Annotated in this window: 21 protein-coding genes; 16 read left to right on the top strand and 5 right to left on the bottom strand. The window is 65.8% G+C overall.

Going from position 1 to position 21,509, the window contains the following annotated elements:
- The first annotated feature begins 16 nt into the window (after positions 1–16).
- On the top strand, positions 17–781 hold the full coding sequence (glcC, locus tag H4P35_RS26405) for a transcriptional regulator GlcC (protein ID WP_063953670.1): 765 nt from the start codon (positions 17–19) through the stop codon (positions 779–781).
- A 46-nt stretch (positions 782–827) separates the two neighbouring features.
- Here the strand turns inward: glcC and H4P35_RS26400 are convergent, their stop codons facing one another.
- The 5 genes from H4P35_RS26400 to H4P35_RS26380 form a co-directional block, all read right to left on the bottom strand.
- Complete coding sequence (locus H4P35_RS26400; protein WP_142052238.1) at positions 828–1,946, bottom strand: saccharopine dehydrogenase family protein; 1,119 nt, start codon at positions 1,944–1,946, stop codon at positions 828–830.
- A 204-nt stretch (positions 1,947–2,150) separates the two neighbouring features.
- The gene (locus tag H4P35_RS26395; RefSeq protein WP_226847578.1) at positions 2,151–2,546 is read right to left on the bottom strand and encodes a DUF4148 domain-containing protein; all 396 of its coding nucleotides are present in this window, start codon (positions 2,544–2,546) and stop codon (positions 2,151–2,153) included.
- 360 nt (positions 2,547–2,906) lie between these two features.
- Positions 2,907–3,311 (bottom strand): DUF1090 domain-containing protein, encoded by a 405-nt coding sequence (locus H4P35_RS26390; RefSeq protein ID WP_056327133.1) that lies wholly within the window; start codon positions 3,309–3,311, stop codon positions 2,907–2,909.
- Positions 3,312–3,427: 116 nt separating this feature from the next.
- Positions 3,428–4,354, bottom strand: a complete 927-nt coding sequence (gene ubiA, locus H4P35_RS26385; RefSeq protein WP_226847577.1) for a 4-hydroxybenzoate octaprenyltransferase — start codon at positions 4,352–4,354, stop codon at positions 3,428–3,430.
- Between the two features lie 119 nt (positions 4,355–4,473).
- Complete coding sequence (locus tag H4P35_RS26380) at positions 4,474–5,670, bottom strand: PLP-dependent aminotransferase family protein (RefSeq protein ID WP_056327137.1); 1,197 nt, start codon at positions 5,668–5,670, stop codon at positions 4,474–4,476.
- 143 nt (positions 5,671–5,813) lie between these two features.
- On the opposite strand from H4P35_RS26380, the gene H4P35_RS26375 reads away from it, so the two are divergent.
- The 15 genes from H4P35_RS26375 (at position 5,814) to rfbC (ending at position 21,509) form a co-directional block, all read left to right on the top strand.
- Complete coding sequence (locus H4P35_RS26375) at positions 5,814–6,299, top strand: GAF domain-containing protein (protein WP_226847576.1); 486 nt, start codon at positions 5,814–5,816, stop codon at positions 6,297–6,299.
- A 343-nt stretch (positions 6,300–6,642) separates the two neighbouring features.
- Positions 6,643–7,557 (top strand): 4-hydroxy-tetrahydrodipicolinate synthase, encoded by a 915-nt coding sequence (gene dapA / locus H4P35_RS26370; RefSeq protein ID WP_226847575.1) that lies wholly within the window; start codon positions 6,643–6,645, stop codon positions 7,555–7,557.
- Between the two features lie 101 nt (positions 7,558–7,658).
- Positions 7,659–8,444, top strand: a complete 786-nt coding sequence (locus H4P35_RS26365) for a sterol desaturase family protein (protein WP_226847574.1) — start codon at positions 7,659–7,661, stop codon at positions 8,442–8,444.
- On the top strand, positions 8,444–9,352 hold the full coding sequence (locus H4P35_RS26360; RefSeq protein ID WP_226847573.1) for a fatty acid desaturase: 909 nt from the start codon (positions 8,444–8,446) through the stop codon (positions 9,350–9,352). Before H4P35_RS26365 ends, H4P35_RS26360 begins: the two co-directional genes overlap by 1 nt.
- Before the next feature lie 35 nt (positions 9,353–9,387).
- Entirely contained in the window at positions 9,388–11,313 is a 1,926-nt protein-coding gene (locus tag H4P35_RS26355) for an iron-containing redox enzyme family protein (RefSeq protein ID WP_226847572.1), read from the top strand.
- Positions 11,310–12,206, top strand: coding sequence for a hypothetical protein (locus tag H4P35_RS26350; RefSeq protein WP_226847571.1), 897 nt, complete (start codon positions 11,310–11,312; stop codon positions 12,204–12,206). Before H4P35_RS26355 ends, H4P35_RS26350 begins: the two co-directional genes overlap by 4 nt.
- A 124-nt stretch (positions 12,207–12,330) precedes the next feature.
- Positions 12,331–13,614 (top strand): putative Na+/H+ antiporter, encoded by a 1,284-nt coding sequence (locus tag H4P35_RS26345; RefSeq protein ID WP_142052265.1) that lies wholly within the window; start codon positions 12,331–12,333, stop codon positions 13,612–13,614.
- A 205-nt stretch (positions 13,615–13,819) separates the two neighbouring features.
- Positions 13,820–14,131: an FmdB family zinc ribbon protein gene (locus H4P35_RS26340; RefSeq protein WP_226847570.1), complete on the top strand. Its 312-nt coding sequence runs from the start codon at positions 13,820–13,822 to the stop codon at positions 14,129–14,131.
- Between the two features lie 16 nt (positions 14,132–14,147).
- Entirely contained in the window at positions 14,148–14,813 is a 666-nt protein-coding gene (locus tag H4P35_RS26335) for a DUF502 domain-containing protein (protein WP_370638990.1), read from the top strand.
- Positions 14,814–14,849: 36 nt separating this feature from the next.
- Positions 14,850–16,637, top strand: a complete 1,788-nt coding sequence (gene aspS / locus H4P35_RS26330; RefSeq protein WP_175156962.1) for an aspartate--tRNA ligase — start codon at positions 14,850–14,852, stop codon at positions 16,635–16,637.
- A gap of 235 nt (positions 16,638–16,872) precedes the next feature.
- The gene (locus H4P35_RS26325) at positions 16,873–17,736 is read left to right on the top strand and encodes an endonuclease/exonuclease/phosphatase family protein (RefSeq protein ID WP_056327159.1); all 864 of its coding nucleotides are present in this window, start codon (positions 16,873–16,875) and stop codon (positions 17,734–17,736) included.
- Positions 17,733–18,944 (top strand): cardiolipin synthase ClsB, encoded by a 1,212-nt coding sequence (clsB, locus tag H4P35_RS26320; RefSeq protein ID WP_056327161.1) that lies wholly within the window; start codon positions 17,733–17,735, stop codon positions 18,942–18,944. The genes H4P35_RS26325 and clsB overlap by 4 nt, the downstream gene beginning before the upstream one ends.
- 71 nt (positions 18,945–19,015) lie before the next feature.
- The gene (gene rfbB, locus H4P35_RS26315) at positions 19,016–20,068 is read left to right on the top strand and encodes a dTDP-glucose 4,6-dehydratase (RefSeq protein WP_226847569.1); all 1,053 of its coding nucleotides are present in this window, start codon (positions 19,016–19,018) and stop codon (positions 20,066–20,068) included.
- Entirely contained in the window at positions 20,065–20,958 is an 894-nt protein-coding gene (gene rfbA / locus H4P35_RS26310) for a glucose-1-phosphate thymidylyltransferase RfbA (protein WP_142052271.1), read from the top strand. Before rfbB ends, rfbA begins: the two co-directional genes overlap by 4 nt.
- Positions 20,958–21,509 (top strand): dTDP-4-dehydrorhamnose 3,5-epimerase, encoded by a 552-nt coding sequence (gene rfbC / locus H4P35_RS26305; RefSeq protein ID WP_226847568.1) that lies wholly within the window; start codon positions 20,958–20,960, stop codon positions 21,507–21,509. Before rfbA ends, rfbC begins: the two co-directional genes overlap by 1 nt.

The raw sequence follows: 21,509 nt of genomic DNA, 5'->3' as shown, positions 1-21,509 counted from the left end.
CTGGTGCGGAGATTGCATGCACGCGGAAATCGAAGAAAAGCCCCGTCAGGTGGCCGATGAAGTCGCCGAACGGATAGAGCGCCTGATTCTGGATGGCGTGCTCAAGGCGGGACAGGCCCTGCCGTCCGAGCGGCGCCTGACCGAAAAACTGGGCGTGTCGCGCACGGCGCTGCGTGAGGGCCTGAAGCTGCTGCGCGCGCGCGAGATCATCCACACCGCGCAAGGCAAGGGCTCGTTCGTCGCGCATATCTCGAAGGTGGACGCCGGCCCGCTGATGCATCTGTTCAATTCGCAGCCGCGCACGCTGTATGACCTGCTGGAAGTGCGGTCGTTGCTGGAGGCCGAATCGGCGCGGCTGGCGGCCATTCGCGGGACCGAGGCGGATTTCATCATGATCCGGCGCCGGTATGACGAGATGGTGTCCGCGCAGGGCGCCGCGACCGACACTGCCACGCACGCGCACCTGGATCACGCCTTTCATCTGGCGATCTGCGAGGCCTCGCACAATCCCGTGCTGGTGCACACGCTGCAGTCGCTGACTGATTTGCTGTTGGGATCGGTGTTCGCCTGCGTGAACAACCTGTATCACCGCGAACCGGAAAAGCGGCAGATCGACCGGCAGCACACGCGGCTCTTCAATGCCGTGATCGGGCGCCAGCCCGAGCAGGCCCGCAAGGCGGCGGCCGACCATGTGGATAGCGTGCGCCAGAGCTTGGCCGATATCGAGCAGGAGGAACAGCGCCTGGTGCGTGCGACGCTGCGCCTGGAAGGCTGGACGTAACGCCGCACGCACGAAAGTGCGGGTCGCGCGTGCGGCCCCGGGACCGTTAGCGGTCGGCTACCGCGCAGCCGGCCAGCGCCAGGGGCTTGCCCGCATAGATGCGGCCGAAGCGGTTGGTGAGCAGCGCGTCCAGACCAATGGCCTCTTGTCCCACAAAGCCCTGCTGCGCCAGCACGCCGTGCGCCACCAGATCGAGCGCGGCGCAGATGCCGGCAGCGGTGGACAACTGGATCGCGCTGAGCCGATGGCCGTCCACCTCGGCGCCGAACACGCGGATCGGATACGACTCTTCTTCCAGGCGGCCATGCCGATAGCCGGAGGCCGATGCCTGGATGACGATCACGTCCTGCTCGGTGGTGGGGATGGCCGACTCGAAGATGTCCTTGAGCAGATCGCGGCGATCGCGCAGGCGCAGGTCATTGAGCAGTAGCTTCATGATGCTGCAATGACCGGGATAGCGCACCGACTTGTAGTCGACGTTGCGGGCGCGGCCCAGCAGCGTGGCGGGCAGGGTGCCCAGGCCGCCGGAGGTGTTGAAGGCCTCGTATTCGACGCCGTCCAGCGCAAAGGTTTCGTAGCCTTCCAATGCGGGCACGCTGGTCAGTTGCCCGTCGACGATGGCCTCGCACGGATTGCAGTATTCATTGATGAGCCCCTCGGTGCTCCACGTCAGGTTGTAGCGCAGGCTATTGGAGGGATAGCGCGGCAGTGCGCCGACCCGCATCCGCAGGTCCAGCAGGGTGTCGAAGCGGCGCGCGAGCGCGTTGCCGACGATGCCGATGAAGCCGGGCGCCAAGCCGCATTGCGGCATGAGCACGCCGCGCGCCTCGTTGGCGAGCGCCTGGATCGCATGCGTGCTGGCGACGTCTTCGGTGAGGTCGAAGTAATGCACGCCGGCCTTGGCACATAGGCCAGCCACCGCGACTGCGCGATGAAAGGGCAGCGCATTGACCACGGCGTAAGCGCCTTCGATGCAGCGGGCCACGCCGGCATCGTCGCTTACCTGGCGCGTTTCGCAGCCCAGTTCAGCCAGCACGGCGAGGCGGCCAGCGTCCTGGTCCGCGACCAGAACCGAATAATCGCCGCTGCGTTCCAGCATCAGCGCGATCGCGAAACCGATTTTTCCGGCGCCCAGCAGAACGATGGGTTTGGTGTGCGTGGACATGATGCTGCTCCTGCAATGAGAGGGAAGGGAAGTGGCCTCAATCCTATGCGGGAGTGCTGTCGATTTGTAGCAGCAAAAATGTCGAATCGGTTTTGAGTAACGTCGTTATGACTTATCTATTTGTCGAAACGTCAAACAAAAAGCCCTCTGGCTTGTGGCCAGAGGGCTGCCTGGTTGTGATTCACGGCCGGCGCGGCCCGTGGATCAGCTGCCCAGGTGGGGGGGATAGTCCATGTTGCCGAAGGTCACCAGGCCTTCGGTCTTGGCTTGCGCCAGTTGCGATTCAACTTGGGCGCGGGTCAGCGTCGAGGCGGAAGCCGAAGCCGCGACGGGCGGGTAGTCCATGTTGCCGAAGGTGACTTGGCCGGCATTCTTGGCCTGGGCCAGTTCAGCTTGCACTTGCTGCGAGGTCAGGCTGCTGCGCTGGGCGATGGGGGCGGGGTAGCCTTCTTCGCCGAAGGTGTATTGGCCCGAAACCTTGGCTTGTTGCAGCTCGGCTTGAACCTGAGCGCGGGTGGTGGCTTGGTCGGCTTCGGCGGCTTGGGCGCCGGCGGCCAGAACGGACATGCACAACATCAATGCGGTAGCAAGGGTTTTCATGGCAGACCTCCGAGTCTTGTGAGCTTGGGATTCGAGCCTCAGACCTGATTGCCTGGGGCTCGCTTGCTGTGTCCCGATGAGAGGCATTCTGTGCCTAAACAACCCTGGGATAAACCCTTATTCCTTGAAAACATCTTTCCATAATCATGGCTAATCGACATGGATTGTCCATGTTGGCGCCATGGGTGGCGATATTTCCATGGGATGACGTGTCAGATTTCCGGCAGCGCGCCGGGGGCTGGCGGGTGCAGCGAAGACAGGGGGAGGGGGCCAGAAGTCGGCCAGAAGGAGATGGCCGGAAGTCGGCCGGAAGGAGGTGGCCAGCGCGGCAAGCCGCCCTGGCCAGCAGACTGCGGCGGATCAGCGGTTCAGATCGGCCAGTGCGTCGTTGTATTCGGCCTGCGCTTCGTCGAGTTTGCGTTGGGCCTTGTCGATCTTGTCCTGCTTGCCCTTGGCCTTAGCCTCTTTCAGCTCTTGCTGGCGCTCAGTGACCTTGGATTGCTTCTCGCGCACGTCGGCCTCGCGCTGCGATTGCAGGCGGCTGTCGGTGCAGCTTGCCTTGGCCTCGGACAGCGCCTTGCGCAGACCCGCCTCGCGGCGTGTGTTGTTCTGCGCCTGCGCGGCGGCGATGTCGTTTTCGATGTGGCAGAACTTGGCCGCGCAGCCGCGCAGCGGTGCGCAGTCGGTGGCGGCCTGCGCCGGCAATGCGGCAAAGAGGGCGCACGCGGCGGCGGCGACAGTCAGGGATTTGAACGATGCGGGCATGCGGTGACTCCGTGACGTGGGCGGAAAGGCCATCATCGCCCGCGCGCGGCAATCCCGCAAACAGGCGGGCCGAAGCGGCAAGCGCCACGGCCGGGCGCCGTGGCGTTTGCCGGGAATCAGCGGATCAGCGCACCCGCCAGCGCGGCCACGACAAGCAGCGCGCCCAGCCACAGGTTGGCGCGAAAGAGCATGAAGTTACGGTCGGGGCGCTGAATGTCGAAGACTTTCAGTTGCCACGCGAGGTGCGCCGCCACGGCAATCATGCCCACCTGATACGCCCACGACAGGCCCATCGCATGCCCGCCCCAGGCCCACAACAGCACCGTGCCCACGTAGAAACCGCCGATCCAGAGCTTGCCCTGGTCGCCAAAGCGCATGGCGGTCGAGTGCAGGCCCAGGCTGCGATCGTCGCGCACGTCCACGTAGGCGTAGATGCTGTCGTAGCCCACCTGCCACAGCACGGCGCCCAGCCACATGGCGATGGCGGCAAGCGGCACATGGTTCTGCGTGTCCGACCAGGCCATGAGCATGCCCCAGTTAAAGCAGATGCCCAGCACGACCTGCGGCCAGTACGTGACGCGCTTGCACAGCGGATAGATGAAGACGAAGGGTAGGACCGCCACGGCCAGCCAGCGGCTCATGTCGTTCAGGAAAAAGAGCAGCGAGCCGCAGACCAGCAACTGGCCGAGCAGGAACCAGATGGCGTTCTTCATCGTCAGCTGGCCGCTGGTCAGCGGACGGAAGCGCGTGCGTTCGACGTGCTTGTCGAAGTTGCGGTCGCACATGTCGTTGACGGTGCAGCCGATGCCGCGCATGAGCAGCGCGCCCAGCGAGAACACGATGAGGCGTTTGAAGTCGGGCAGGCCGCCCGCGGCCTGGACCAGCGCGGCGATCGCCGGCAGCAGGGTCAGCCAGGTGCCGATGGGGCGGTCCAGGCGGCACAGGCGGGCATAGGGACGCCATGACTTCGGAAGCCAGCGTTCGACCCAGTCGGTGAAGACGATGTCACTGAGGTCGGCGGGGGAAGGTTGCGAAGCGCTCACTGTCTCGGTCAAAAGAGGTCGGGAAAGCCGACAGCATAAAACAACGGCCGGGCGCTGCGCCCGGCCGATCGGTGATCAACGCATCCGCGCCGCCCCGGCGGGGGCGGCGGCGGACGTTGTCATTCCGCCTTCAGCAGCTTGCCCAGGATGGCGATGCCGGTGCGGATCTTGTCTTCCGGCACGGTCGCGAAACTGAGGCGCAGCGTGTTGCGCTTGCCTTCGCCGCTGTAGAACGGCGCGCCGGGCACGAAGGCCACGTTCTGCGCGATGGCTTTTTCGAGCAGCTTGGTGCTGTCGATGTGCTCGGGCAGCGTCAGCCAGATGAACATGCCGCCTTCCGGCTTGGTCCAGGTGACGGTGGACGGGAATTCCTTCTGGATGGCGTCCAGCATGCAGCTGCCCTGGGCGCGGTAGATCTCGCGCACGTTCGGCAGGTGTTCGGCCAGGAAGCCGTCCTTGACGATCTCGTACACGGCCATCTGGGTCAGCGTGGGCGTGTGCAGGTCCGTGGCCTGCTTGGCCTGCACCAGCTTGTTGATGAGGGCGCGGCCGCCAACGATGTAGCCCAGGCGCAGGCCCGGCGCCAGCACCTTGGAGAACGTGCCCAGGCGGACGACGTTCGCGCCGTATTCCTTGGCAAGCGCGATCAGGCCGGGCTGCGGCTCGCCGGCGTAACGCAGTTCGCCGTAGGGATCGTCCTCGACGATGGTCAGGCCCAGTTCGGCGGCGCGCTTGACCAGCGCGATGCGGCGTTCCAGGTTGAGCGTGCGGCCCGTCGGGTTCTGGAAGTTGGGCAGGGCGTACAGGAAGCGGGCGCCGGCGGCCAGTTCGGGCGTGATTGCTTCGGGGATCAGGCCGCCTTCGTCGGTGGGCACCGGCACGAAGTTCGGCTGGTACAGGCTGAACGATTGCAGCGCGCCCAGATAGCTGGGGTCTTCGACCAGCACCTTGCTGTCCTTGTCGATGAGCACCTTGCCCAGCAGATCCAGCGCCTGCTGCGAGCCGGAGACGATGAGGACCTGGTCGGGGGCGACGTCGGCGCCTGACGCGGTCAGTTCATCGGCGACCCACTTGCGCAGGGGCGCATAACCTTCGGTGGGGCCGTATTGCAGGGCCGCGCGGCCGTTGGTGGACAGGACCTTGTCGAATGCCGCACGCACCACTTCTACCGGAAAGCCGCCGGGCGCGGGCAGACCGCCTGCGAACGAAATGACTTCGGGGCGCTCGGTGACCTTGAGAATCTCGCGGATGGCGGAGCTGGTGAGTTGCAGGGCGCGTTCCGAAAAGGAAAACGCAGGTTCGATAGGCTTGTCCATGGAGTGCTTCTTGATCAAGAAGGGTGGGTCGGGTGATACGGTTGACAACAAAGTATTGTCCCATACGGTAACAGCCCGGCCCCTTTATCGGGGGGAACCCCTAAAATCACCTGCATCGATAACCGCCTGTACAGTTACATTCCATGTTCGAAGCCGCTCCCATCGTCGCCGAGTCCAAAGCCGCCCTGTATGCCGAACTGGCCGTCCAGGCGCGTGCGCTGCTGCAAGGCGAGCCCGACCGCATCGCCAACGCCGCGAACCTGAGCGCGCTGGCGTTCCAGGCCCTGCCCGAACTGAACTGGGCGGGGTTTTATTTCTTCGACGGCACGGAACTGGTACTGGGCCCCTTCCAGGGCAAGCCCGCCTGCGTGCGCATTGCGCTTGATCGCGGCGTGTGCGGCGCGGCGGCCAGCCAGCGCCAGACGCAGCTCGTGCCGGACGTGCATGCCTTTCCCGGCCACATCGCCTGCGACGCGGCTTCGCGTTCGGAAATCGTGGTGCCGCTGGTGCACCGGGGCGAACTGATTGGCGTGTGGGACGTGGACAGCCCCGTGCCGGATCGCTTCGACGAAGACGACCGCAAGGGCATGGAAGCGCTGTGCCAGGTGTTCCTCGCGACGCTCGGCTGACTGCCGTCCCGCGGCCACCGGATTCGGCCGGAAAGGCCTGTCGTTGACACCGCCGCGCCCGCCCGGTAGATTGCTGCATCCGCCGCCTATCGCGTCCCGCTCATCCATGATTCATCAGGCCCACCAGACTGCTAGCCACCTCCGCGCCCTTGGCGTGGTGCTGGCTGCCGCCGGCCTGAAATCCAAAAAACAGCCGCTCATCTGACCGGAGCATGCTGTTCCGTCAGATGGGCGACGGAACAGCGGCCTGCCGGCAGCGCTTTGGCGCACCCGCGCGCACCCCCACTGATATCCCGAGCACTTCTGTACGGTCCCCCAACGGTCCATACGAAGGAGTGTTCTCATGCAATCGAATCAATCTCTGTTCCAGGGTGTCTGGGTGCCCCTGGTCACGCCGTTTTCGGGCGGCCATGTCGACGGCGGAGCCCTGCGCCGCCTCGTGCGTCACTATCTGGCGGCGGGCGTGGACGGCCTGGTCGTGTGCGGCAGCACCGGCGAGGCGGCGGCCCTGGACGATGCCGAGCAGCTCGCCGTGCTGGACGCGGTGCTGGCCGAAGCCGGCCCGCTGCCCATCGTGATGGGACTGGCCGGCAATCACCAGGGCCATGTGCTGCAGCGGCTGTCGGCCTTCGGTACGCGGCCGCTGGCCGGCATCCTGGCGCCCGCGCCGTATTACGTGCGCGCGGGCCAGGAAGGCGCCGCCGCCTACTTCCGCTGCCTGGCCGATGCCTCGCGGTTTCCGCTGGTGCTCTACGACATTCCGTACCGGACCGGCACCACGCTGGACACGTCCACGCTGCTGGCGCTGGCGGCGCACCCGAATATCGCCGCCATCAAGGACTGCGGCGGATCCCTGGAAAAGACGGTGGCGCTGATTGCCGATGGTCAGATGAACGTGCTGGCGGGCGAAGACCTGCAGTCGCTGTCCGCAATGTGCCTGGGGGCCACGGGCATGATCGCTGCCGCCGCGCACGTGCGTCCCGATCTTTTCGTGGCCATGCACCGCGCGGTGCGGGCGCAGCGGCTTGACGAAGCCAGGACCCTGTTTCATGCGTTGGCGCCGGTGATCCGGCTGGCGTTCGGCGAGCCGAATCCGGGGCCGCTGAAGGCGCAACTTGGCCGCCAGGGGCTGCTGTCGAACGAATTGCGCCTGCCCATGCTGCCGGCCAGCACGGCGCTCGCGGCGCAGCTGGATGCCGCGGTGGATGCGCTGGATCGGCGGTTTCCGGCGGGAGGACCGGCGCTGCGCGCGGCATGAGCGCTTTGTGGCGTCCGGATTCAATTGGTAATACTTGCCCTACCGGGAAGCTGACGGATTGCTTATGATGCGGCCATTCTTCGGGGTGAAACAAAACCTTCATGGGCCAAGCTTTTGAAGCCTTGTCCGCCTGGCAGGTCATGCTGGCGGGGCTGCTCTTTTTCGGCGGCATCTACCTGGTCTTTGGCGCGGCCACCTGGCTGCTGACGCGGCACATCCTGCCGGCCCTTGGCCTGGGCCGGCCGCTCGACCCGCGGCCCCTGGCGCCGGGACAACTGGGGCGCGAACTGGCGCAGTCGGGTCTGTCGATCCTGCTGTTCGGCACCGGCATGATCTTCCCGTGGGGCCTCTTGCAACTGGGTTGGGCGCGCCTGGACCCGGACGCGAGCTGGCAGCAGATCGTGCTGGAAATCCTGGCGCTCGTGGCCTGGAACGACGTGCATTTCTGGATCAACCACCGGCTGCTGCATACGCGGCTGCTGCGCCGTTTTCACCTGCCGCACCACCGTTCGGTCGTGACCACGCCGTTCTCGACCTACAGCTTTCATCCCATCGAGGCGCTGATGCTGGGCAACGTGATCCTCTTGCCGATGGTGGTGCATGATTTCAGCTTCTGGTCGCTGCTGTCGGTGCCGCTGTTCAGCCTGTTCTTCAATTGCATCGGCCACGCCAACTACGATTTCTTTCCCAAGGTCTCGTACGCGCACTGGTTTGCCGCCAGCCGCCGGCACCATCTGCACCATGCCTGCTACAACGGCAACTACGGCTTCCAGTTCACCTTCATGGATCGCCTGTTCCGCACGCGGCTGGGGGCGGACGCCGCCGAGCGCCAGTTGCAGGCCCACCGCCAGCGCGAATCCGGCGCGGGCCTGCGAGGCTCCGCATAGTGGCGCCAAGCTTGGGCCCGCGGCGCACGCTGCCCGCGCTGCGCAATCGGCGCGATTGGCAGAGCCTGGCCTACCTGGCCGCGCTGCCCCTGCTTGCCGGCTGGCAGTGGTTCCACGGGTTCTGGTGGCCGGCCTACGCGCTGATGCTGTTCCTGACGCTGGGCATCGGCGTCATCCATCACAATCACACGCACTTAAGGATGTGGCGCGGCCGTCGCGCCAACCGCATCACCGATTTCTGGATCACGTTGCTGCAGGGCCATCCGACGTTCGTGTTCTACCCAGCCCACGTCGCCAATCACCACCGCTTCAAGCACGGCGCGCGCGACGTGGCGCGCACCTATCGGTTTGGCGGCGATACCAACCATCTGTGGGGCTACCTCATCCATCCGGTGCAGGCGGCCTGGGTGCTGTATCCGTTGTTCTTTGCGTGGCTGGGCCGGTTGCGCCGGCACTGGCCAGGCGCCTGGCGCTATTGCATGGCGCAGTACGGCGCGTGGCTGGGCCTGTGGGCCGGCCTCATCGCCGTGAATCCTGCCAAGGCGCTGGTGTTCGTGATCGTGCCGCAGCTTCACGGCCTGCATTGGCTGCTGGCCACCAACTATCTGCAGCACGCGCACGCGGACGGCGGGCCGCGGCAGGTGGCGGGCCTGAACTACGCGCGCAACTTCGAGGGGCTGGTCAATCCGCTGCTCTTTAACATCGGCCTGCACACTGCGCACCACGAACATCCGCGCGCGCACTGGTCCGAACTGACCCGCCTGCATCGCGAGCACTACCGCGGCCGCGTGCGCGCCGAATTGAATGAGCGCGGCCTCGCGCCCTACATGTTCCGCGTGTTCGTGCTGGGCGCCTTCATCCCCAGGTTTCGCAGCCGTTCCTGCATGGCGCCCGAGCACGTCCGCTAGCGCCGCACTCCCCCTTTTTCAACCAGAGATCCGTCATGCCCATTGCGTTTCATCGTGTCTACCTGGAGAGCGCCGGTTATTTCATGCCTGGCGAGCCCGTGTCCAACGAGGCCATGGATGACTACATCGCCCCGCTGAACCGCATGTCCAGCCGGATCAAGACCCGCATCCTGGCCGAGAACGGCATCAAGCAGCGCTATTACGCCATCGACCCCGAGGGCACGACCGTGTTTTCAAATGCGCAGCTGGCGGCCAACGCCATCCGCGATTGCCTGCGGCGCCACGACACCGACCTGTCGGCCATATCGATGCTGGCCAGCGGTTCGTCCGGGGGCGATGCGCTGATGCCGGGGTTTTCCAACATGATCCAGGGCGAGCTGGCCGCGCCGCCCATGGAAACGCTGTCGGTGCATGGCATCTGCGCTGCCGGCGTGTCGGCGATCCAGGCGGCCGCGCAAGGCGTCGAACTGGGCGCGCATGCCAGCGCGCTGGCGGTCGCCAGCGAATTTCCGTCGCGCCTGTTCAAGCGCTCGCGCTTTGCCGCGCGCGGCTACGACGCGGACTTCGACGCGCACTTTCTGCGCTGGATGCTGTCGGACGGGGCCGGCGCGGTATTGCTGGGCAACAGCGGACGCCCGCTGCCCGGCGCCTCGCAGGGTGTGCGGCTGCGCCTGAAGTGGGTGCATCAGCGCTCGTTCTCGGGCGACTATCCGGTGTGCATGCAGCTCGGGCTGTCCGCCGACCGGAGCAAGGGGCATCTGGACTACCCCTCGTGGAACGAGGCTGAAGCCGACGGTGCGCTGTCGCTGCGCCAGGATATCCGCCTGTTGCCGCATCTGTTCGACATCGGCATCCACGAGTACGCCAAGCTGGTGCGCGACGGATGGGTGGATCCGGACCAGGTCGATCATTTCCTGTGCCATTACTCGTCCGAGAAATTCATTCCCGTTGTGGAAGACCTGATGGAGAAGGCCGGGCTGGTGATCCCGCGCGAGCGCTGGTTCAGCAACCTGGCGTGGCGCGGCAACACGGGCGCGGCATCCATCATGATCATGCTGGCCGAGTTCCTGGAAACGCGGGAGGTCAAACCGGGCGAGCAGATCTTCTGCTACATCCCCGAATCCGGACGTTTCATGGCGGCCTACATGCTGCTGGAAGCCGAAGCGGTGCACGCAACGTCCGCAGTGGCTGCCGGTGCGCCCGCCGCGGCCGCGCGCGAGGATGCGGGGTCCGCCGATGCCGACGCGATCGCGCCGCCGCATGACCCCGACATGGCGCCGCAGGGCCTGGGACAACTCTTGACCGAGCTGGCGGCGATCTGGCACGACTACCGCTCGCGCGTGTGGCGCACGCCGGTGATCCGGCGTCTGCGCAACCGGCAGTTCCAGACCGCGGACTACCTGGCGTGGATGGAGAACTGGATTCCGCAGGTGCGCGAAGGCAGCAAGTGGATGCGCGAGGGCGCCGCGTCGCTGACCGAGCAATACGCGCCGCTGGCCGCGCTGATCGACATGCACGCGGGCGAGGAGCAGAACGACTTCCAGATCCTGTTCCAGGACTATCGCAACGCCGGCGGCGCGGTGGACAGCATCGACGCCTTGCGCCGCAATCCGGGCGGCGAAGCGCTGAATGCCTATCTGCACAGCCTGGCCGCCACGCGCGATCCCATCGGCCTGTTGGGCGCGATCTACATCATCGAAGGCACGGGGCAACGCATCGTGCCTGCGCTCTTGCCGCTGCTCAAGGCCAGCCTGAAATTGCCGCCCGACGCCTTCCGCTTTCTGGAATACCACGGCCACAACGATGAACACCATCTGGCGCGGTGGCTGTCGGCGGTGGAACTGGCGCTCGATTGCGACGAGGATGGGCGCGCCGAACAGCGCATCGTCGACACCGCGCGCCGCACGGCGGCGCTTTACCTGATGCAGTTTCATCATGTGATGGAGGCGGATGCGGCATGAAGAAGGAACCCGAATTCCTTGCCCGGGAACATGATCCGGCAGACCCCAGCCCCTGGCTGGCCCTTTACCTGGATCGCAGCACGCCGCTGCCGGACAAGGTCAAGAAAGCGTGGCTGACGGATTCCAGCTGCGCGTCGCGGCAATACCTGCTGCCGTTCCTGCGGCCGATCGCGCGCGCCTTCATCATCCTGATCCAGATCGTCAAGACGTTCCTGCCGCGCCGCTGGTCGCATTCGCGGCTGCTGCACCGCATCCTGGCCTGGGGCTTGAAGCGCTTCGTGTCGCCCGAGGCGAACTGGCTGATTTTGCGGCACTTCCATCTGGGGGCGCAGGCGCTGTCGTTCATCGCCGCGAACTCGCCGGTGCCCATCAGCACGACGCCGCTTGAGCCGATGACGATCGACGATCTGAAGGACGACCTGTTCGTCAAGCACGACCTGAATCTCTTTAACTTCGTCATCCGGCTGAACCAGGCGCTGCGCGACGCGGGCGTGGAGATGCATGCCCCGCAGAAGGTGGACTATTCGATGCTGCGCGATCCGCCGATCCGGCTGGAGGACATGCCGCAGGGCAAGCTGAACTTCCTGGACCTGCAAAGCGCCATCGAGCTGTTCACGCCGCTTTACCAGCTTTTGCTGACCGACAACGATTTCTGGCGCGCGGCCAATTCGCTTCAGCTTGACGAGACCGTGGGTATCTATGCGGCCAAGCTGCTGGGGGCTCCGCAGCACCTCATCCTGGTCAACAACAACCATCCGCTGGTGCCGATGTCCACGCTGCGCGCGGGCTACCGGCTGGTGCTGCACGGGCTGTCCACGGAAATGCTGCATAGCCTGCTGATGGAGATGAAGGCGGCGCAGGCGGGCGCCGAGCCGCCGGCCCCGATCGCATAGAAAAGGCGGCAGGGATCAGTGTTGACCCGGCGTTACACCGGCCGGGCGCTGGGCTATATTGCGACGCTTGTCTTACAAGCCCGGCGGCGCCAGTAGCCGCCCGGCACCCTAGGAAATGCCGCAAATGCCTCAGACGCTAGAGGTCATCGCCACCATCCTGTTCGCCGTGGCGGTCCTCCATACTTTCTCGGTTCCCTTCTTCGCGCGGCTCGCGCATCGTGGGGGGCCGCACGCGGGCTTCTGGCATCTGTTTTCCGAGGTCGAGGCCGTCTTCGGCGTCTGGGCGTTCGCGCTGATCGTGACCATGGCCGCGCTGGCCGGGCCGGCGACCGCCATCGACTACATGGACACGCGCAACTTCACGGAGCCGCTGTTCGTCTTCGTCATCATGGTCGTGGCGGCCAGCCGGCCGATTCTTGAGCTGGTGGGGCTGCTGGTGCGCATCGTCGCGCGAGCCCTGCCGATGCCGCGCGAGCTGTCCACCTTCTTCGTCGTGATGGCCATGGTGCCGCTGGGCGGCTCGTTCATCACCGAACCGGCCGCGATGACGCTGGCCGCGATCCTGCTGCGCGACGCCTACTTCCGCAGCAGCGGCCGGGCCGGTTTCAAGTACCTGACGCTTGGCGTGCTGTTCGTGAACGTGTCCATCGGCGGCGTGCTGACGTCCTACGCGGCGCCGCCCGTCCTGATGGTGGCGGGCACGTTCGGCTGGGATTCGGCGTTCATGCTCCAGCACTTCGGCTGGCGCGCGGCGCTGGCGGTCTGCCTCAATGCGGGGCTGCTGACGTTCATCTGCCGCAAGGCGCTGCTGGAAGGCGCGGTGGGCACGCGCGGCGGCGTCGATGCGCCGGATGGCGCGGGCAAGCGCGCGCCGGTGCCGGCCATCGTGATCGCGGTGCACCTGGTGTTCCTCATCGCCATCGTGCTGACTGCGCATCATCCGGCCATTTTCCTGGGCCTGTTGATGATGTTCATCGGGTTCTCCGAGGCCTACAAGCGCCACCAGGACCGCCTGATGATCAAGGAGGGCCTGATGGTGGGCTTCTTCCTGGCCGGCCTCGTGGTGCTGGGCGGACTGCAGAAATGGTGGTTGCAGGACCTCTTGGGAGGGCTGGAGCCTTTCGTCCTGTTCTGGGGCGCGACCGCGCTCACGGCCATTACCGACAACGCGGCGCTGACCTATCTGGGTTCGCTGGTGGAGGGCACCAGCGAGGCCTGGCGTTACATGCTGGTGGCCGGCGCGGTCACGGGCGGCGGGCTGACGGTGATCGCCAATGCGCCGAACCCGGCCGGATTCGCGATCCTGAAGAACCATTTCCCGGACGGCAGCATCTCGTCCGGGCGCCTGTTCCTGTGCGCCCTGGGGCCGACCCTGGTGGCGGCCTTGATGTTCCTGCTGCCCGTGTAGCGAGCCGCCCGCCTGCCCGGGCGGTCTGCCCCCCGGGCGCGGCCCGGGGCCTGCACGCTGGGCCGGACTCCGACGCTTTATGAAAAACCGCTAAAATTCAAGACTTTCCCGTATTTTTCTAGCCTGGCCCAGCGGCCGCGCCCCGCGCCCGCGCGCGGCGGCAGGCCGAATTTGATATGCCCGGCTTTTCGCCTGGGAGTCCTCGATGCCCATCTATGCCTACAAGTGCAGCGCCTGCGGCCATGCCAAAGACGTCTTGCAGAAGATCTCTGACGCGCCGCTTTCGGAATGCCCCGAATGCGGTCAAAGCACGTTTTCCAAGCAGGTGACCGCGGCTGGATTCCAGCTCAAGGGCTCCGGCTGGTACGTCACGGACTTCCGTGGCAACGGCAGCGGCGGCAGTCAGGGCGCAGCGCCCGCGGGCACGTCGGCCCCGGCTGAGAGCGCCGCACCCGCCGCCGCGCCGGCAGCCACGCCCGCTCCGGCGGCGCCTGCTGCCGGCAGCGCCGCCTCGTAGAGCGCTCGCGATGCGAATGCGCGTCATCAAGAAGTACTTCATCACCGGGCTGTTGATCTGGGTTCCCCTGGTCATCACGGTGTGGGTACTGGGGCTGCTGGTCGCCACCCTGGAAGGGTTCGTGCCTGGCTTTCTGTCCTCCGAATCGCTGTTCGGCCTGGACATTCCCGGTTTCCGCTTCGTCCTGGTGATCGCGGTAGTGCTTCTGACGGGCGTGTTCGCCGCCAACCTGATCGGCCGCACGATGGTGGACCAGTGGGAAAGCCTGCTGGGCCGCATCCCGCTCGTGCGCTCCATTTACAACTCGGTCAAGCAGGTCAGCGATACCGTGCTTGCCCCAAACGGACAGGCGTTTCGCCGCGCGGTGCTGGTGCAGTATCCGCGCGCGGGGGCCTGGACCATCGCTTTTGTCACCGGCACGCCCAGCGGTGAAGTGGCCGACAGCCTGCCTGGCGACCACATCAGCGTGTATGTGCCGACGACGCCCAACCCCACGTCCGGCTTTTTCCTGATGGTGCCTCGCGCCGAGGTGATCGACCTTCAGATGAGCGTGGACGCGGCCCTGAAGTACATCGTTTCCATGGGCGTAGTCGCCCCGGCCCCGGCGGCAACGCCCGTGGTCCGGCCGGCTGCGCTCTCTCCGGCGCCGGGCGTGCAGGACGCACCCCGCGCCGATTCGTAACCCTTAAACACCAAGCACACAACGGAGTCATCCCGCATGCGTACCTGCTACACCGGCCAGGTTTGCCGTGACCATCTCGGCCAGACCGTCACCCTGTACGGCTGGGTGAACCGCCGCCGCGACCACGGCGGGGTCATCTTCATCGACCTGCGCGACCGCGCGGGCCTGGCGCAGATCGTGTTCGATCCGGACAACGCCGCCTTCGCCACCGCCGAGCGCCTGCGCAATGAATTCTGCATCCGCGTCACCGGCCTGGTGCGCGAGCGTCCGGCGGGCACGGCCAACGCCGAACTGGCCTCCGGCGAAGTCGAAGTGCTCTGCAAGGAAGTCGAGATCCTGAACGCGTCGGTCACCCCGCCGTTCCAGCTGGACGACGACAACCTGTCGGAAACCACCCGCCTCACGCACCGCGTGCTGGACCTGCGCCGCCCGCAGATGCAGCGCAACCTGATGCTGCGCTACCGCGTGTCCATCGAAACCCGCAAGTTCCTGGACGAGCTGGGCTTCATCGACATCGAAACCCCGATGCTGGCCAAGAGCACGCCCGAAGGCGCACGCGACTACCTGGTGCCCTCGCGTGTGAACGCCGGCCACTTCTTCGCATTGCCGCAGTCGCCGCAGCTGTTCAAGCAGATGCTGATGGTGTCGGGCTTTGACCGTTACTACCAGATCACCAAGTGCTTCCGCGACGAAGACCTGCGTGCCGACCGTCAGCCGGAATTCACCCAGATCGATTGCGAAACCTCGTTCCTGAACGAGATCGAAATCCGCGAGATCTTCGAGAACCTGATCCGCCACGTGTTCAAGGTGGTGCAGGGCGTCGACCTGCCGTCGCCGTTCCCGATCATGCCCTGGACCGAAGCGATGCGCCGCTACGGCTCGGACAAGCCCGATCTGCGCGTGCAACTCGAGTTCACCGACATCACCGACGTGATGCGCGACGTGGACTTCAAGGTGTTTGCCGCCGCCGCCACGGCGCCCGGCAGCCGTGTGGTCGCCCTGCGCGTGCCGGGCGGTGCCGAGATGTCGCGCAGCGAGATCGACGCCTACACGCAGTTCGTCGGCATCTACGGCGCCAAGGGCCTGGCCTACATCAAGGTCAACGACGTGGCCAAGGGCCGCGACGGCCTGCAATCGCCCATCGTCAAGAACCTGCACGACGCCGCGCTGGCTGAACTGGTCAAGCGCACCGGCGCCCAGGACGGCGACATCATCTTCTTTGGCGCGGACCGCGAGAAGGTCGTCAACGACGCCATCGGCGCGCTGCGCGTGAAGATCGGCCACAGCGAATTCGGCAAGAAGACGGGTCTGTTCACGGCCGGCTGGAAGCCGCTGTGGGTGGTCGACTTCCCGATGTTCGAATACGACGAGGAAGACGGCCGCTACACCGCCGCCCACCACCCGTTCACCAGCCCGAAGGACGGCCACGAAGACTTCCTGGAATCCGATCCCAGCAAGGCGTTCGCCAAGGCCTACGACATGGTGCTGAACGGCTGGGAAATCGGTGGCGGCTCGGTCCGTATCCACCGCGAGGAAGTGCAGAGCAAGGTGTTCCGCGCGCTGAAGATCGGCGCCGAGGAAGCCCGCGAGAAGTTCGGCTACCTGCTGGACGCGCTGCAGTACGGCGCGCCTCCGCACGGCGGCATCGCCTTCGGCCTGGACCGCATCGTCACCATGATGACCGGCGCCGAATCGATCCGCGACGTGATCGCCTTCCCGAAGACGCAGCGCGCCCAGGATCTGCTGACGCAAGCGCCTTCGGAAGTCGACGAGAAGCAACTGCGCGAGCTGCACATCCGCCTGCGCAACGTCGAAAAGGCGTAACCACTTCCGAAGCGTCCTTGGCGCTTCGGAAGCGGTGTCTGACACCCAGGTGCGGGGCTCTCGGATTGAAGGGCCTCTCGCGGGGGTGTCAGACACCGGTGCCGTGGCAAAGATGAGATTGCCCGGCTGAAATGGAGTAATCTGGCTAACGCCGCCAACCACGGCGGCGGCTGGCCAGAGGACCTTCCGGGACCCGGCCGGCAGTTCCCAAGATTTGAAAGGCGCCATTGCTTCCATGTCGCTCATCCGAGTCGTCAGCTACAACATACACAAGGGCCGTTCGGCACTAGGCCGGCGCGACTCCCTGAATGAACTTCGCCTGGGCCTGTATGGCCTGCGCCCAGATCTGGTCTTCCTGCAGGAAGTCCAGGGCCGCAACGAGCATAAGTCGCTGCTCGACGCGCAGCACGAATCCCTTGCCGCGGCCTTGCGGCTGGATGTGGCCTACGGCCGCAACGCCGTGCGCCATGCCACCGATCATGGCAACGCGCTGCTCTCGCGCTATCCCATCATCGACCACGAAAATCTCGACATTTCCGATCACCGTCTCGAGCAGCGTGGACTTCTGCACGCGCGCGTCGAGGTCGGGGATCGTGCCGTGCATTGCTTCGTGGTGCATCTGGGCCTGTTCGCCGGCAGCCGCAGCCGCCAGATCCTGGCGCTGACCGAGCGCATCAAGCGCATGGTGCCCGATGGCGAGCCCATCCTGATCGCCGGCGATTTCAACGACTGGAACGACAGGCTGGCGCCGATGTTCGTGCAGCAGCTCGGGTTGTACGAAGTGTTCTCGCATGCCCCGCGCAGCCATGGCGGCGATCTGCCGCGCCTGCGCGACTCGGTCAAGCGGTTGTCCAACGCCTTGCGCGGATTGCCCAATAGCGGCGTCTCGGTCATGGAGCGGACCAACCAGCTTGGCATGGGGGGAAGTTCGTTGCTCGCGCCGCCGCCGCGAACGTTCCCGGCGGTGTTTCCCTGGTTCCGCCTGGACCGCATCTACCAGCGCGGCTTCGCGGTGCGCAGCGCCCGCGTGCTGCGCGGCCGCGAATGGGCCAAGCTGTCCGATCACTCCCCCTTGCTCGCGGAGCTGGAACTCCCGTGAAGGACGAGCAGGACAGGCTGGAATGGGTGCCGGGCAACGATATCCGTCTGCTCCAGAATGGCGCCGACTTCTTTCCCGCGCTGTGCGCGGCGATCGATGCCGCCACCGTGAGCGTGCATCTGGAAACCTACATCTTCATGATCGACCGCACCGGCGCGAAGGTGCTGGAGTGCCTGGCGGCGGCCGCGCGCCGTGGCGTGAAGGTGCGCGTGGTGCTGGATGGGTTTGGCAGCGCCTTGCATGGCGAGCGCGTGCGGGTCGCGCTGACCAATGCAGGCGCGCAGTGCCGCATCTTCCGGCCTGAGCCGCGCTGGTTTGCGCGGTACGTGCCGTCGCGCAGCCGCCTGCGGCGCCTGCATCGCAAGGTCACGATCATCGATGGCCGCATGGCGTTCATCGGCGGCATCAACGTCATCGACGACTACGACGATCTGGATCCGACCGACGGTCTGACGGGACCGCGGTTCGATTTCGCCGTGCAGGTCGAAGGCCCGCTGGTCACGCAGGCGGCCCACGCGCAGGAACTGTTGTGGGTGCGCCTGAACTGGGCGCGTCTGCGGCGCCATCCGCGCGACTGGCATCGCCTGCAGCTGCTCAAGCCGCGCGACGTTCCCGCGCCGCCAGGCGGCATGCTGCGCGCCGCGCTGGTGCTGCGCGACAACCTGCGCTTTCGGCGCACGTTCGAGCGCGCCTATCTGTTCGGCATCTCGCGCGCGCGCCGCGACATCCTGATCGCCAATGCCTATTTCTTTCCCGGCGTGCGCTTTCGACGCGCGCTGGCCAAGGCCGCGGCCCGCGGCGTGCGGGTGCGTCTGCTTTTGCAGGGCAAGGTCGAGTACCGGATGCAGTACCACGCCACGCGTTCGCTGTACGACAAGCTTCTGCGCGACGGCATCGAGATCTACGAGTACATGCCGGGTTACCTGCACGCCAAGGTCGCGGTGATCGACAACGTGGCCACCGTGGGCTCGTCCAACCTGGACCCCTTCAGCCTGCTGCTGGCGCGCGAGGCCAACGTGGTGGTCGACAGCCAGCCGTTCGCGTGGGACCTGCAAGAACGCCTGGAAACCGCCATTCGCGAGGGCGGGCGCTTCATCCGGCCGCTGGACTATCAGCGCCGGGGATTCGTGCGGCGTTGGATCGACGCGGCGTCCTACGCGCTCTTGCGGATCGGCGTGGCGTTCACGGGAACGTCGGACAAATACTGAGCACGGGCGCACCCCGGCGCGGCAGTAAACTACCCGCTTTGGAGGCCTGCCCTCCGATCAGGCACAACGCAATGAGCATTCTCGTCACCGGAGGCGCCGGGTTCATCGGATCCAACTTCGTGCTGGATTGGCTGGCGCTTGGCGATGAGACGGTCGTCAATCTGGACAAGCTGACCTACGCTGGCAACCGCGCCAATCTGGACAGCCTGGCGCACGACGCCCGCCATGTGCTGGTCGTGGCGGACATCGCCGACACGCATCGGGTGACCGAGGTGCTGCGCCAGCATCGTCCGCGCGCCATCATCAATTTTGCCGCCGAAACCCACGTCGACCGTTCGATCGCGGGCGCTGGCAATTTCGTCAGGACCAACGTCGGCGGCACGTTCGGTTTGCTGGAAGCCGCCCGCACGTTCTGGAGCGAACTGGACGGCGCCGCGCGCGATGCGTTCCGGTTCCTGCATGTGTCGACGGACGAGGTCTACGGCTCGCTGGCGCCGTCCGATCCGGGCTTTACCGAAACCAGCCCCTACCAGCCCAACAATCCCTATGCCGCCAGCAAGGCGGGCGGGGACCATCTGGTGCGCGCGTGGGCGCAGACCTACGGACTGCCGGTGCTCATGACGCACTGTTCGAACAATTTCGGCCCCCGGCAGTTTCCCGAAAAGCTGATTCCCCTGATGATCCATCACGCGCTGGCGGGCAAGCCACTGCCCGTCTACGGAGATGGCCTGCACGCGCGCGACTGGCTGTATGTCGCCGACCATTGCGACGGCTTGCGCAAGGTGCTGGAACGCGGCCGGCCTGGCGAAACCTACAACCTGGGCGCGGGTAACGAGCGCACCACGCTGCAGGTCGTCGAGGCGGTGTGCGCCTTGCTGGATGTCTTGCGGCCGCGGCCCGATGGCAGGGCGTACCGCGACCTGATCGCGCTGGTCGCCGACCGGCCCGGCCACGATCGCCGCTACGCCATCGATGCGCACAAGGCGCGGCAGGCGTTGGGTTGGCAGCCCGCCGAAACGTTTGCCTCGGGCCTGGAAAAGACCGTCCGGTGGTATCTGGATCATCCGCAGTGGCTGCGTGATGGGGCAGGGCACGCGCGCCCGGCCGAAGGAGATGCGCCATGACGGCAACGGGCGCGCGCAAGGGGATCATCCTGGCGGGCGGGTCGGGCACGCGGCTGCATCCCGCGACGCTGGCGGTCAGCAAGCAGCTCATGCCCGTCTACGACAAGCCCATGATCTATTACCCGCTGACCACGCTGATGCTGGCCGGCATACGCGAGATCCTGATCATCTCCACCCCCGACGACCTGCCGCGGTTCCGGCAGTTGCTGGGCGACGGCGGGCAATGGGGCCTGTCGCTGGAATACGCGGTGCAGCCGGCGCCCGAAGGCCTGGCGCAGGCGTTTCTGATCGGGGCGGACTTCATCGGGCAGGCGCCCTGCGCGCTGGTGCTGGGCGACAACCTTTTCTACGGGCACGATTTTCACCAGCTGCTTGCCGGCGCCATGGCGCGTCAGGCGGGCGCCACCATCTTTGCCTATCATGTCCAGGATCCGCAACGCTACGGCGTGGTCGAGTTCGACGCGCACGGCAACGCGCTGCGTATCGAGGAAAAGCCCGCGTCGCCCAAATCGAACTACGCGGTGACCGGACTGTATTTCTACGACAATCGGGTGATCGACCTGGCGCGCCAGATCCGTCCGTCCGCACGCAACGAGCTGGAAATCACCGACGTGAATCAGGCGTACCTGGAACTCGGGGCGCTCAACGTCGAAATCATGGGACGAGGGCATGCGTGGCTGGATACGGGCACGCACGATAGCCTGCTCGATGCATCGCAGTTCATCGCGACGCTTGAACGCCGGCAAGGCTTGAAGGTGGCATGCCCTGAAGAGATCGCATTCCGCAAGCGCTGGATCGACGCGGCGCAACTGGAAACGCTGGCCCGTCCGCTGGTCAAAAGCGGCTATGGCCAGTACCTGATGAACCTGCTTACCCGGCTGCCTCATTGATGCGCGTGACGCCCTTGTCCATGCCCGAGGTCCTGCGCATCGATCCCGTGATGCACCAGGACGACCGCGGCTATTTCGTCGAGACCTATGTGCAATCGGTCTTTGACGCGGCAGCCGGCCGGCCGGTCCGCTTTCTGCAGGACAACCAGTCGCACTCGCGGCGCCATGTCTTGCGCGGCCTGCATTATCAGACGCTGCAACCGCAGGGCAAGCTGGTGCGCGTCACGGAAGGCGAGATCTTCGATGTCGCGGTCGATATGCGGGAAGGATCGCCCACGTTCGGCCAATGGACGAGCGAGATTCTGTCGTCGGAGAACCTGCGCCAGCTCTGGGTGCCCGAAGGCTTTGCGCACGGATTCCTGGTGCTGTCCGAATACGCCAATGTGGTCTACAAGACGACCGCGCCGTACCTGCCGGCGCATCAGCAATGCGTGATGTGGAATGACCCGGCGATTGCGATTGCCTGGCCGGTGCAGGCCGAGCCGATATTGTCCGACAACGACCGGCGAGGTCTTGCCCTGGCGCAAGCGCCGCGGATGGCGCCGGCCTGA

The sequence above is a fragment of the Achromobacter sp. 77 genome, from assembly GCF_020541125.1.
Lineage (GTDB): Bacteria > Pseudomonadota > Gammaproteobacteria > Burkholderiales > Burkholderiaceae_B > Achromobacter > Achromobacter mucicolens.
The sequence above is the reverse complement of the archived record's forward strand: the minus strand, read 5'-3'. Positions and strand labels throughout refer to the sequence as shown.